The organism is Venenivibrio stagnispumantis, from assembly GCF_900182795.1.
In the GTDB taxonomy this organism is placed as follows: Bacteria; Aquificota; Aquificia; order Aquificales; family Hydrogenothermaceae; genus Venenivibrio; species Venenivibrio stagnispumantis.
On record NZ_FXTX01000007.1, the window covers coordinates 37,445 to 50,908 of the forward strand.

Genomic DNA, 13,464 nt, shown 5'->3' on the forward strand with positions numbered 1-13,464 from the left:
AACTTAAATTTATTTATAATACTATACTAAAATTTTTTATAATTAAAATACTAAAGGAGAGGAAAGATGTTTAGCGAAAATCTGTTGGAAAAGAAAGCCAAAGATGTTTTAGAAAAGGCACAAGAAATAGCAAAGCAAAAAAATGAACCATTGGTTGATACAGACCATTTATTACTTGCTCTTATATCTACTTCCCAATCACCACTTTTAAAGCTATTAGAAAAAAGGGATATAGATACTCAGAAATTAAAGGAAGGTATTTATGAATATCTTGAAAATATTTATTCTCAAATTAATAAAACTTTGGAAGATTATATAAATAACTTAAAAAAAGTTATCCCGCAACTTTCTGAGATAAGGGCAGATTATTTAAATCTTACAAAAGAGCTTGAAAGGGTAATTAAAGAAAAAAGAAGATTAAAAGAAAGATTGAGCTATGAGGAAAGCTCATTTTTTGGATTTTCTTCTACAATAAGAAGAGAGTATGAAAGATTAGATATTTATGAAAAAAATATAATATCTAAGATAGAAGAAATAAAATCTTCTTTGACCCAATTGGCAGATAGAAGAACTATAGAAAGATATTTATCAGGAGATATAAGTTTATCAGCATTTATAAATGAGATAATAAAATCACATCCTTTAATAAAACAGATAGGAGAGCTTGGATTTTCAGAAGATAGATTTATTTATAAAATATTAAGCAATGTTGTAGATTTTAAACCGGATAAAATATATTCTGATAAAATTGTTAAAGTTTTAGAACAGGCAGAAAAACTTGCAGTAGAAGGCGGGGAACCACAAGTTAAATTAACTCATATTGCTACTGCATTAATAGAAGCAGAAGATACAATAGCAGGAAAAATATTAAAAGAAATATTAGATTTAGAAAAAAAAGGAGGAAAAGAAGCAATGAATGGAAAAAACATTCAAAAAGAAATGGCAGAAGAAGAAAAATCTGCATTAGAGAAATTTACTACTGATTTAACAAAGTTGGCAAAAGAAGGAAAACTTGACCCTGTTATCGGTAGGGAAAGGGAACTCCAGCAAGTTATAGAAATATTACTGAGAAGAACAAAAAACAACCCTGTTTTAATTGGAGAAGCCGGTGTAGGTAAAACAGCAATTGTTGAAGGACTTGCTCAAAAAATAGTAAATAAAGAAGTTCCGGAAGATTTATATGATAAAAGAATTTTATCTCTTGATATGGGAGCATTGGTTGCAGGTAGTAAATATAGAGGAGAATTTGAAGAAAGATTAAAAAATCTTATTGATGAAGTTAAAAAGGAAGGAAATATAATACTGTTTATAGACGAAATACATACTATTGTAGGTGCAGGTAAAGCAGAAGGAGCTTCTGATGCAGGTAATTTATTAAAACCTGCTCTTGCCAGAGGAGAGCTTAGAGTAATAGGAGCAACAACCCTTGATGAATATAGAAAATATATAGAAAAAGACCCGGCATTAGAAAGAAGATTTCAGCCTGTATATGTAGAAGAACCGGATGTAGAAACTACCATAGAGATATTAAGAGCATTAAAACCAAGACTTGAAAAACACCATAATGTAAAAATAGATGAAAAAGCTATAGTAGCAGCAGCAAAATTAACCCATAGATATATTCCTTCAAGAAAATTACCGGATAAAGCAATTGATGCCTTAGACCAAGCCTGTGCAAGAAAAAAATTAAAACTTGTATATGCTCCACCGGAAGTTATAGAGCTTGAAAGAAGAATAAAAATGATAGATGAACAGATAGTTCAGGCTTCCTTAGAAAGAGATTATGAAAAAGAAGCAAAATTAAAGATAGAAAAAGCTAAACTTGAAAAAGAACTTAATGCATTAAAATCTAAATCTTCCGATGTTAAATCAAAGTTGGAAGAAATTGAGAAAAAAATTCAAGAAATTGATAAAAAGATATTAGAGTATTCTCAAAGAGGAGATTATGAAAAAGAAGCAGAAGCAAAGATAGAAAAAGCCAAACTTGAAAAAGAACTTAAAGAATTACAACAGAAAATGTCAGAAGAAACTGTTGTTACAGAAGATGATGTAGCAGAAGTAGTATCTGAATGGACAGGAATACCAATTTCAAAAATGAAAGAAGAAGAGATGGAAAGACTTTTACATCTTGAAGAAGAGATGCATAAAAGATTAATAGACCAGGAACATGCAGTAAAACTTGTTGCAGAAGCAATTAGAAGAGCAAGAGCCGGTCTTTCTGATCCAAGAAAACCTCTTGCTTCATTTATGTTCCTTGGACCAACTGGGGTAGGTAAAACAGAGCTTGCAAAAACTCTTGCAGAGCTTCTTTTTGATGATGAAGATGCACTTATCAGACTTGATATGTCAGAATTTAAAGAAGAACACTCTGTTGCTAAATTGATAGGAGCACCTCCTGGATATGTTGGATATGAAGAAGGTGGAAAACTTACAGAAGCAGTAAGAAGAAGACCTTATTCTGTAATATTACTTGATGAGATAGAAAAAGCTCATCCAAGAGTCTTTGATTTATTCTTACAAGTATTGGATGATGGAAGATTGACAGATTCACAAGGAAGAACAGTGAATTTTAGAAATACTATTATAATTATGACATCAAATATAGGAAGCCAATATTTAACACTTATTCCGTTTGATGCTCCGGAAGATGTTATAGAAAAAGAGTTTAATATAGCAAAAGAGAAAGTTTTAGAAGAAATAAAACATTATTTTAGACCGGAATTTTTAAATAGAATAGATGAGATAATAGTATTTAAGCCATTATTCAAAAAAGATATATTTGCTATTGTTGATATAATGGTATCTAATCTTAACAAAAGATTATTAGATAAAAATATCAGAATAGAATTGACAGAAAAAGCAAAAGAATTTATTACAAAAGTAGGATATGACCCTCTCTATGGTGCAAGACCATTAAGAAGAGCTATACAAAAATATTTAGAAACTCCTTTATCTGAAAAGATACTAAGAAAAGAAATCAGAGAAGGAGATACTGTTATAGTAGATTATGATGAAGCATCTAACCAGTTGACATTTACTCCACAAAGATAGATATTTAAATAGAAGCGGTTTTTAACACCGCTTCTTTATTAAAAAGGAGGGAAGTACCATGAAAAGAGTATATTTCAAACCATCTTATCAAGCAGTATCAGTTATAGATGCATTGACAAATGCAGAAATTGCTAAACTTAAAACAGTATCAGAAGCTGTGATATATGCTATTAAAAATGATTATCAAATTCCCGCACAAGCTTTTAATGGTGAGTTTATAAAAACTGAAAATGGAGATTTTGTTTATGAAACAGAAAAAGGCTTTGAATTGGCAGATGGAACTTTACTGTTAGATGTAAAAAGATGCCATAACTGTGGCTATATAGCAGTAAGCAAAGAAATCATAGATGAAGAACAAGAACCAAGGGAATGTTATGTTTGTATAAAATGTGGATGGATTGAAGAGTGCACACCTGAAATTCCGGAAATAGGAGAAGGGGATTAATAAAACTGTTTTTTAATTTTACAGAGTAAAATATATCATTATTAATAGAATTGGAAGAATTGCCTCCTTATAGGAGGCAGTTTTTTTATAGAAAAAATTTAATTTATGTTTCAGTTTTAACCTTTTCTTTTTCTTCTTTCTTTATTACTTCTGCTTCTATTTCTTTAGCTTGGACTATTTTTTCTTCTTTCTTTTCTTCTTCACCGCTAAAAGCAGATTTAAAACTTCTAATACCTTCTCCAAGACCTCTTCCTATTTCAGGAAGTTTCTTGGCTCCAAATAATAATAAAATTATAGCAAATACAAGTAGTAATTCCGGTATTCCTATAGAGCCCATTTTTTTCTCCTTATTTTTAATTTGCCTTCTTTATTATTTTAAACCATTTTTTTACAAAAGCAAATAATCTTTAAAAGAGATAAAGGTTATTATATAAACCTGAATTATACTACTAAAATTTTTAAATTGCAAAAAAATTTTTCTTAAAAAATTTTAAAAATTGAGATATAATTTTTATCCTCTTTATAAGAAAGGGAGAGTGATGCTTAATGGATATCTGGAATAAATTAATATCTTCAATAAAAAACAAAATAGATGCTGATTTCTCACTTGCTTTGAGAGATATAAAAGAAGTTGAATTTAAAGATGGTGTTTTATATTTATATACACCTATAAAGATATCAAAATCAATAATAGAAAATCAGCTTAAAGATTTAATGGAAGAAACTGCTGAAAAATTACTTGGAAAAAAAGTAAAAATCCATGTATCTACAACAAAAATAAAACAACAATCAGAAAAGAAGGAAGATAGCCACTATCAATTTTCCAATCTTAATCCTAAGTATACATTTTCAAATTTGGTAATTGGAGAATGTAATAAATTAGCATATTCTGCCTGTATAACTGTTGCAGAAAATCCGGGAAAGATATACAATCCATTATTTATATATGGAGATGTAGGACTTGGGAAAACCCATTTATTACACGCTACAGCATATTATTTGTTATCTAAAAATCCTTCTGCAAAAATAATTTATACCACAGCAGATACATTTACTTCCGAACTTATATCTTATATTCAAAAAGGCTCAATTCTTGAATTTAGAAAAAAATATAAAGATTTAACATTATTACTTATTGATGATGTGCAGTTTTTAGCCGGTAAAGAAAAAACTCAGATAGAGTTTTATCATATTTTTAATGCATTACATCTAATAGGAAGTCAGGTAATCTTATCATCTGATACACCACCTTTAAAAATAACCGGTATAGAAAAAAGATTAATAAGCAGATTTGCAAGTGGTTTGGTAGTTGAAGTAAAAAAACCGGATTTAGACACAAAAATATCCATAATAAAGAAAAAAGCGGAAAGTATGAACATAAATCTATCAAAAGATGTGATGCTATTTATTGCAAAAACAATTGACACAAGTATAAGAGAGATAGAAGGTTCGTTATTAAGACTTAAAGCCTATAGTGAAATCCTAAAAAAAGATATAAATTTAGAACTGGCAAGAGAAGTTTTAAGAGATATTTTAGAGCTAAAACAGGTAGAAGAGCTATCCATAGAAAAAATTCAAAAAGAAGTGGCGTCTTATCTTGGAATTAATATATCGGAAATAGTTGGAAATTCTAAAAAGAAAAAAGTTGTTATGGCAAGACAGATAGCTATGTATCTTTCGAGAGAATTAACAGATAGCTCTTTAACCCAAATCCAAAAAGCTTTTAAGAAAAAAGACCATACAACAATCTTAAGTGCAATAGAAAAAGTTAAAGAAACAATGGAAAAAGACAGAAAATTTAAGCTAATGGTAGAATTTTTGAAGGAAAAGATATTATCCCTTTAAATAATCATTTAAAATATCAAATATATCTTTATCTACTTCTATATCTTCTTTATAAAGGATATATATAGATTTACCATTAAATGTAAAATTTATTGATTTATTATATTTTTCATTTTTGTTTATATCATGACATTCATAAATACCTATTTTTTTACAAATTTTGTTCTCAAAATCTAAAAAAACAACGCCATCTGCTTTTGTTATATCATATATTCCGGCAATTAATTCATCAATAGAAATATCTTCATTTTTATATGCCCGTAAAATTTTTATTAAATCATTTATATTTTCAAATTTATCTATGAAATTTTTTTGTTTTATATTTTCATTATACAATTTTTCCATAATTTCTTTATTTTCTTCTATAAAATCATTTATCTCTTTTTGAGTTAATCTAAATTTTAATAAAACTATATAAAATGTAGCAGCTAAAGCTATTAATGTATATTCGGAAAAATTAGATATATAAAAGCCATAAGTAATGAGTATAATAGATAAAAGAACTGAAAATACCAGATGATATTTATTTTTTATATGAGAAAACCAAAAAGGAGCAAAATATAATGATAAATAAGGATGTTGTATAGAATATAAGAAAAAGATTAAAAATCCAAAATCATAAACATAATTAAAAAATCCTAAATATTTTTCTTTGTGGAAAGAGTAAATTAAAATATAACCTATAATATAAACAATTAATCCGACAATTAAGCTATTTTTATATTCAAAATATCCAATTTTCATAAAGCTTAATATATTAATGGCAAAAATTATTCTAATTAATAAATCAAAAATCATTGCTTGACTCCTATAATTTATATATAATAGAGTAAATCAAAAAAGCCATTTTTAATATATAACTATCTGGAATAAATAAATCATTAATATAATTTACTTTATTTTGTGATTTGAACCAAATAAATGGTATGGTAGAGATAACATCATCTATATAACTAAAATCTTTTAAAATATTTTTTGTTGGGGAAATTTTTATCGCATTTAATATATTATCTATCTTTTTAATCATTTCTCCATTAAGAAAATATTCTTTATTTTTAATAATAAATTCTTCATTTCCAAATCCTACATCTTCAAGGTTTATAATAGTAACTATATTTTGTTTATCTATACTTTTTAAATGCTCTCTTAATCCGGCATAATTATATTTGGATAAATCTGTAAATAAAAACCTTAATTTTTTCCCATAAGGTTTTTTTACCTGTAAACTCCTTCTTAATATTTCTTTGAAGATTTTATAAGATTGATTAAAAGAAAGTTTATCTTTATCTATTGGAACTAAGATTATAATAAGATAAGGACTATATCCTATATCAAAAAATATATTTTTGCCTTTTATTAATTTTTCTTTTGATTTAATCTTTAAATTAGCTTCATTTTCTTCTTTTATATCTTTATTTGTATAAAATATAGGAAAATCAGGAGAGTATAATATTTCGTTTGGTTTTTGCCGAATAATTATAGCTTTTGGTTCTAAGAGGAAAAGATATTTTAATTTATACAGATTTTTAATCTCTTTTATATAAATTATTGAATTTATTAAACTTTCTTTTTGTTTGTAAATATAAGATAGATTTAATTTGTTTAAAGAGACTAAATTTGTTGCTATATTTTCTGTAAAATTTCCAAAAGATATAGGTTCTAATTTGTACTTACCAGTATTTGTTTTTAATTTTGCTTTTATCGGTAAATTTATTGAGATAGAAAAATCTTCTTCTTTTATTTCTATATTTTCAAAACTCTTTTTTATATCTTGCTTGATAAAATCATAAATTTTCAATTATTTTATTTCTACTACCCAGTTTTTGTATTTTTCTATTTTCCCTCTTACTGCATCAAAATATATATTTTGTATAAATTTAGTTATTTTTCCTGGACTACCATCACCTATTACTCTATCATCTATAATAACAACCGGAGATATTTGGGCTCCTGTTCCACAGAAAAAGACTTCATCAGCTACATAAAGTTCTGTTCTTGCAATATTTCTTTCTACTACCGGTATATTGTTATCTTTTGCAATCTGGATAATTGCTTTTCTTGTTATTCCTTCCAAAATATCATCACTTACTGGTGGTGTTATTAATGTCCCATCTCTTACTATAAATATATTTTCTGCACTTCCTTCTGAAACGTATCCATTTTTATTTAAAACTATTGCTTCATCTGCACCGGCAAGTAATGCTTCCGTTTTTGCAAATGCACTATTTACATAGGCTCCGGTTACTTTAAGCCTTGGCGGTATCATATTATCATTTAATCTTGTCCAGGAAGATATTTTTGCTTTTATTCCTTTTGAAGTATCTATATAATCTCCAAGAGGCAATGTATATATAGCTATTCTTGCAGTATATCCAATTAGCTTAGGACTTATTTTTAAATCTGCGAAATAAACAATTGGTCTTATATATACATCTTCTTTATAATTATTTTTCTTGATTAAGTCCTTTGTTATCTCTACAAGCTCATCTATCGTTTCATCTATACTCATATTTAATATTTTCATATTTGTAAATAATCTCTGATAATGTTCTTTGAAAAATAATCCATACATGGTGTCATTTTCTTTATTATAATAAGCTCTTATTCCTTCAAATACAGCAGTTCCGTAATGAAAAGAATTTGTTTTTATGCTTATTTTTGCTTCATCTTCATGAACTATTTTTCCTTCAAAATAAACAAAAGACATCTATTTCCTCCAAAAATGAGATTAAAAATATTATAGCATAGAAGGGGGCTTTTTACCCCCTTTGATATTAATGACCGGTTTTGAAACCTTTTTCTGCAAGTTTTACAGCTTTTAAAAAACGAAATGCAAGTGCAACTGCTCTAAAAAGTTGGAATATTATAGAATGCATTCTTTTTTTGTCTGAATCTGAAAATCTGAATTTTGCTTGCATATTTATTTCCTCCTTTATGGTATTAATTTCCAGAATGGTTTTCCTTGTAATTTCCATAAAAATGCATAATGTAATCCAAGTTTAAACCAAGCTCCTGCTTTACCTGGTGCTACTATACACAAATCTAAATCTCTTCCATTTGTTTCAGGATATAATTTTCTGTTTCTTACAACCGGATAAATTGCTATTGTTCCTGCCATTCCACTAAATATACCATTTTTCATTGATGCTATACATAATCCCGGTGTTTCTGCCATTGATGCAGTATTTTGTGGTTCTCTTCCTTCTATCATATCAATTATATTTAATGCTGCAGCTTTTCCTGAAAGTTCTGCTGTATAACCTGTTCTTGGAGGTGCCGGTGCAATTATTGTTCCATTTGGAGATTTACCCGGTTTGGATATGGGTCCCGGTGGTGCAAAAGCAATTCCTGCTGCGAATATATTTTTGTATATAGGATTTTGGTAAGTTTTAGGCCAATCCGGACCATCAAGTTCTTCATAAGGTTTGCCATAAACTGCATCAACTTTAACAAAACCTGCTGGATTACAAACTTTATCTTTTATATCATTTCCATCTTTATCTATCCATTTAATTGGTTGCCCTGCAAAAGGAGGAAGAAGCATAGCAAAATCATATTCTATCTCTTTAAATTCGCCATCTAAATTTTCAATATATATCTTTTTCTCATCTACTTTATGAACATGGCTTCTTATCTCATAATTTATTCCGTAATCATAAAATATACCTTCTGCACTCATTTCAGAAGTAAAAATAAGGGAGCCCATTTTAGCTTCAACACCATCTATTCCAGCATCACCAAGTCTTGGTTCATTTGATAGCCAAAGTAATTCTACCCTATCTCTTAATCCTCTACTTACCAAGTCATTATGAACATTTGTAATGAATTCATAACCTGCTCCTTGGCAGGTACAAGTTCCATGTCCGGTTCCTATCACTATTTTTGCTTTATCTCCTTTTTCCAATCTTTTAACAAGTTCAAGATATGCTTTGGCTGTTTCTACTGCATGTGGAGGAGTACAAACAGAGTATGTATAACCTTTATCAGGACCAAGTCCGGGAGTTGCATCAAAATTTAATTTAGGACCTGTTGCCACAAGTAAAAAATCATAATCTAATCTTTCTGTTTGTCCTGATGATTTGTTTTGGATAATTACATAATTTTCATCAGGATGAACCTCTGTTAAAAATGCCTGCTTATAATTAATCCCGAATTTGTCATAAACAGGCTTTAATTTAAACTGGGTTTTTTCAACAGGCCACTGTCCTACACCAACCCAAATGAGAGAAGGAATGTAATTGAATGTTTCATTTGGCGTCACAACGGTAATCTCATGATTACCTTTGCCTTTTAGACCATCTGCTAAAATAAGTGCAGCATAATGGCCTGCAAATCCACTTCCTGCAATAACAATCTTTGCCATGACAAACCTCCTAAAAATTTAAATATTAAAATATTACCATATAATCTTTATTTAGTGTTAATAAATATTAATTAATTTTTATCATATACCTAAATTATAAAGTTAGCAACAATTAACCAAAATTTCATAAATTCAATTATTTAAATATTAATGTATCCATTTATATTTTCATTGATATATATCAAAATCATAGAAAATTTTTATTTTCAGTTTAAAATAATTAAAAAATCTAATTATGAGGTTAAAAAATGTATTGGATAGAATTTAAAAAAGAAAAGGTAAAAGTTTTTGGTAAAAAATCCAAAATTCCTTTCAAAACAGGATTGCAAGATGAACATATTGTATTTCTTGATAGTATTTTGACAAATGATATAAAAAAGTTAGAACAAAATAAATTTTATTATGCTTTAAAGCTAAATAAAAATGGTTATGCCGAAAAAGATTTTTTTGTTTTTAAAGAAGAAGATTTCTTTATTATTGACACAGATTTATCCGCTGATATTCTTATTGAAGAGTTTCAAAAATTGAAATTATCTTTAAAAGTTTATTTTGAGAAACTACAAGGATATAGACATTTTTATTTATTTGGAGAAGATGCAGAAGAGTTTATAAAAAATAGATTTGATATAACTTTAAATAATTTTGAGTTTAAAAAATTGGAAGATATATATATTGCTAAAAATCCGGTAAGATTAAACCAAATTGGTTTTGATATTTTTACAAAGAATGAAGATTTTATTAATCTTTTAAAAGATTTTAAAGAGATTTCTGAAAAAGATTTTGAAGATTTAAGAATAAAAAATTGTGTTCCAAAAATAGGAAAAGAGTTGAAGGAAGGGATTATTCCTCTTGAAACAAATATTGTGGATTATGCATTTAGTTTTAATAAAGGTTGTTATGTAGGACAGGAAGTAATAGCAAGGGTATATTTTAGAGGCAAATCACCAAGAACATTATCAAAATTTGAGATTTTAAATAATCTAAAAGAAGAAGAAAAAATAATAGAGGAAAAACCTATTGGATTTATTAGCTCTATTAATTCGGAAAATAACTATGCTCTTGGATTTATACTTAGGGCAAAAGCAGAAGAAGGAAAAATATATAAAACTGAAAATAATGGAGAAATAAAACTTTTAAAAATATGTTAAAATATCTTTAATTTAAAAAATTTGAGGTAAATGATATGAAAAAGTATCTTTCTATTTTTTTATTTCTTATTACTATATTTTATATTTCCTTTGGTTTAGAAGGTTCTACAAAAGGTTTTCCAAAAAAAGTATGCAATTATATTTATTGCAGTAGACCATTCAGCAAAAGTTACAATTATTGATAAGAAGGGCTATATCAGAGAAGAATTTATCTCTATGTATCTACCGGTAGATAAAATAGTAAAAGATGTAATTTATCTAATAAATGAAAATTAAACCTTCCACCCAAGTTGTTTTAATTTTTCTTTACCTTCTTCTGAAATAAATGAGCTATTCCACGGTATTGTGAAATCAAAAGTTATATATATCTCTTTTTCTTTAAATTTTGATTTTAATTTATCTTTTACTGATTTTAATATAAAATTTTCTAATGGACAGTTTGGTGTAGTTAATGTCATAATTATAAATATTTTATTATTTTCTATTTTCACATTTTTTATTAACCCAAGATTAACCAAATCTAATGGTATTTCCGGGTCATAAACCTCTTTTAATGCTTCTATAATATCAAACTCTGTCATTGTTTATCTTTGTAAACCATTTTTCCATTATAAAATGTATATTTAACCTTTCCTACTAATTTTTTACCAAGTAATGGTGTGTTTTTACTTTTAGACAGGATTGTTTCTTCATTAACTTCCCAGCTTTCAAAAGGGTCAAAAATTGTAAGTTCTGCAATTTCTCCTTCTTTTAATGCCGGTGGTTTTATCCCTATCTTTTTCGCCGGGTTCGTTGACATTACCTCTACCAATCTATTTAAATCAAAATAATCTTTTTTCACAAGTTCTAAAACAATAGGTAAAGCAAATTGTAAGCCAATCATACCGGGTGGGCAGATATGTAAATCCATCATTTTTTCGTTATGGCTATGAGGTGCATGGTCTGTTGCTACATAATCTATAATTCCGGAAGCAAGTGCCCATCTTGTTGCTTCTATATCTTGATGAGTTCTAAGTGGTGGAGAAACTTTTGCTATACAGCTAAAATCTAAAAATTCTTCATCTGTAAGATAAAGATGGTGGGGTGTGACTTCTGCTGTTACTTTCGCTCCCATTGCTTTTGCCCAAGCTACTATCTCAACAGATAATTTTGAAGATATATGGCAGATATGAACAGGCATACCTGTTTGGATAGATAATATGCAATCTCTTGCAACCATTGTATCTTCTGCTTCAGGTGGGAGTGGAGGGAGCCCAAGAGCTGCTGCTATTTCTCCTTCATGGGCTACGCCGTTATTTGAAAGATTTAAATCTTCGCAATGGTCTGCCACAAAAGAGCCTATTGAACCGGCATATTCCATTGCTTTTCTCATAATAAAAGAATCCATTACTGGAGCACCGTCATCTGTAAAATATACGGCTCCGGCATCTTTCAAAAGAGCCATCTCAGTGAGTTCTTTCCCTTTTCTACCCTTTGTTATAGCAGCAGAAGGTAATACCCTACATAAACCTACTTCTTCTCCTTTTTCTATAATATATCTAACAATTGTAACATCATCTATTGCAGGCAAAGTATTTGGCATACATACGACTGTTGTATACCCACCGGCAACTGCAGCCAAGCTTCCGGTATATATATCTTCTTTATAGGTTTGTCCTGGGTCTCTAAAATGAACATGTAAATCCACAAAAGAAGGTGTTATTATCAAGTTTTCTGCGTTTATAACTTCTACTCCTGCAAATGGCTCTATATTTTTATCTATTTTTTTTATAACTCCATTTTCTATTAAAATATCAAATTTTCCATTTAGATTATTTTCTGGGTCAACAAGATAGCCATTTTTTATAATTATCAACTCTTCTCTCCTTCTTTTTATTAATTTAAATTTAAAGAGATTTTAAATTTTGTCAAACTATTGGATAACTTTCCCAAGTCTTTCAAACCTGATTAAAGATAATTTTTTCAAATCTATAGAAAAATATATAACAAATGCCTGACCTATAATATAATCATCTGGCACAAATCCCCAAAATCTACTATCTTTACTATTATCCCTATTATCTCCCATAACAAAATAACTATTTGGTGGAACTTGCACAGGTCCAAAATCTGCTCCTATTCCATCTTCTATTTCCATAACTGTATAGCTGTGATTTTTTCCATCTCTTCTTGGTATTGTTTCTATATATCTTTTTACTTTTTCATTTTCCTCTTCATAATAACCATCTTCTTTTCTTTTTAGAGGTTTTCCGTTTAGATAAACTATATCATCTTTAACCTCTACAATATCTCCCGGTAAGCCGATTACCCTTTTTATAAAATCTACTGATGGGTCTTCCGGATATTTAAAAACTATTACATCTCCCCTATCAACCTGAGCTAACCTATTATTTTTATGATAAAAAGTTATATTTGTAAAAGGTATCCCTATATCCCAACTTCCATATACTAATTTATTTACTAATATAAAATCTCCTACCAAAAGAGAAGGTTTCATTGAACCGGAAGGTATATTAAATGCCTGAACGAAAAAAATCCTCACAATAGAAACAACTACTATAATAAATAAAATGGTTTCTATTAATCCTTTATACCCTTTATTATCCTTCAAT

13 protein-coding genes are annotated in these 13,464 nt (G+C 28.2%); 4 read left to right on the forward strand and 9 right to left on the reverse strand.

The features are described from left to right. Positions 1-66: 66 nt before the first annotated feature. Together QOR43_RS03910 and QOR43_RS03915 are read left to right on the forward strand one after the other, a co-directional pair. Positions 67-3,051 (forward strand): AAA family ATPase, encoded by a 2,985-nt coding sequence (locus QOR43_RS03910; RefSeq protein ID WP_265134692.1) that lies wholly within the window; start codon positions 67-69, stop codon positions 3,049-3,051. Positions 3,052-3,109: 58 nt separating this feature from the next. Next, on the forward strand, positions 3,110-3,496 hold the full coding sequence (locus QOR43_RS03915) for a hypothetical protein (RefSeq protein ID WP_265134693.1): 387 nt from the start codon (positions 3,110-3,112) through the stop codon (positions 3,494-3,496). 103 nt (positions 3,497-3,599) lie between these two features. Here QOR43_RS03915 and tatA read toward each other — a convergent pair whose 3' ends face one another. Beyond that, entirely contained in the window at positions 3,600-3,833 is a 234-nt protein-coding gene (gene tatA, locus QOR43_RS03920) for a twin-arginine translocase TatA/TatE family subunit (protein ID WP_265134694.1), read from the reverse strand. A gap of 209 nt (positions 3,834-4,042) precedes the next feature. Between tatA and dnaA the strand changes: the two genes are divergently transcribed. Next, positions 4,043-5,341, forward strand: a complete 1,299-nt coding sequence (gene dnaA, locus QOR43_RS03925; RefSeq protein ID WP_265134695.1) for a chromosomal replication initiator protein DnaA — start codon at positions 4,043-4,045, stop codon at positions 5,339-5,341. Here dnaA and QOR43_RS03930 read toward each other — a convergent pair. The 5 genes from QOR43_RS03930 to QOR43_RS03950 form a co-directional block, all read right to left on the reverse strand. After that, the gene (locus QOR43_RS03930) at positions 5,330-6,139 is read right to left on the reverse strand and encodes a hypothetical protein (RefSeq protein ID WP_265134696.1); all 810 of its coding nucleotides are present in this window, start codon (positions 6,137-6,139) and stop codon (positions 5,330-5,332) included. The genes dnaA and QOR43_RS03930 overlap by 12 nt on opposite strands. A 10-nt stretch (positions 6,140-6,149) precedes the next feature. Next, entirely contained in the window at positions 6,150-7,139 is a 990-nt protein-coding gene (locus tag QOR43_RS03935; RefSeq protein ID WP_265134697.1) for a hypothetical protein, read from the reverse strand. Beyond that, complete coding sequence (locus tag QOR43_RS03940) at positions 7,140-8,048, reverse strand: branched-chain amino acid transaminase (protein WP_265134698.1); 909 nt, start codon at positions 8,046-8,048, stop codon at positions 7,140-7,142. Positions 8,049-8,115: 67 nt separating this feature from the next. Continuing rightward, positions 8,116-8,259, reverse strand: a complete 144-nt coding sequence (locus QOR43_RS03945; RefSeq protein ID WP_265134699.1) for a hypothetical protein — start codon at positions 8,257-8,259, stop codon at positions 8,116-8,118. Positions 8,260-8,273: 14 nt separating this feature from the next. After that, complete coding sequence (locus QOR43_RS03950) at positions 8,274-9,704, reverse strand: NAD(P)/FAD-dependent oxidoreductase (RefSeq protein ID WP_283571426.1); 1,431 nt, start codon at positions 9,702-9,704, stop codon at positions 8,274-8,276. Positions 9,705-9,952: 248 nt separating this feature from the next. Here QOR43_RS03950 and ygfZ point away from each other — a divergent pair, with 248 nt between their 5' ends. Then, positions 9,953-10,852 (forward strand): CAF17-like 4Fe-4S cluster assembly/insertion protein YgfZ, encoded by a 900-nt coding sequence (gene ygfZ, locus QOR43_RS03955; RefSeq protein ID WP_265134859.1) that lies wholly within the window; start codon positions 9,953-9,955, stop codon positions 10,850-10,852. A 272-nt stretch (positions 10,853-11,124) separates the two neighbouring features. On the opposite strand, the gene QOR43_RS03960 is transcribed toward ygfZ, so the two are convergent. Genes QOR43_RS03960 through lepB form a run of 3 tightly spaced genes read right to left on the reverse strand, consistent with a single transcriptional unit; the run spans position 11,125 to position 13,463 of the window. Then, positions 11,125-11,433, reverse strand: coding sequence for a metal-sulfur cluster assembly factor (locus QOR43_RS03960; RefSeq protein WP_265134857.1), 309 nt, complete (start codon positions 11,431-11,433; stop codon positions 11,125-11,127). Beyond that, a complete protein-coding gene (locus tag QOR43_RS03965; RefSeq protein ID WP_265134856.1) occupies positions 11,430-12,707 on the reverse strand; it encodes a dihydroorotase in 1,278 nt (425 codons plus the stop codon). The genes QOR43_RS03960 and QOR43_RS03965 overlap by 4 nt, the downstream gene beginning before the upstream one ends. Positions 12,708-12,764: 57 nt before the next feature. Then, positions 12,765-13,463, reverse strand: a complete 699-nt coding sequence (lepB, locus tag QOR43_RS03970; RefSeq protein ID WP_265134855.1) for a signal peptidase I — start codon at positions 13,461-13,463, stop codon at positions 12,765-12,767. Position 13,464 lies beyond the last annotated feature (1 nt).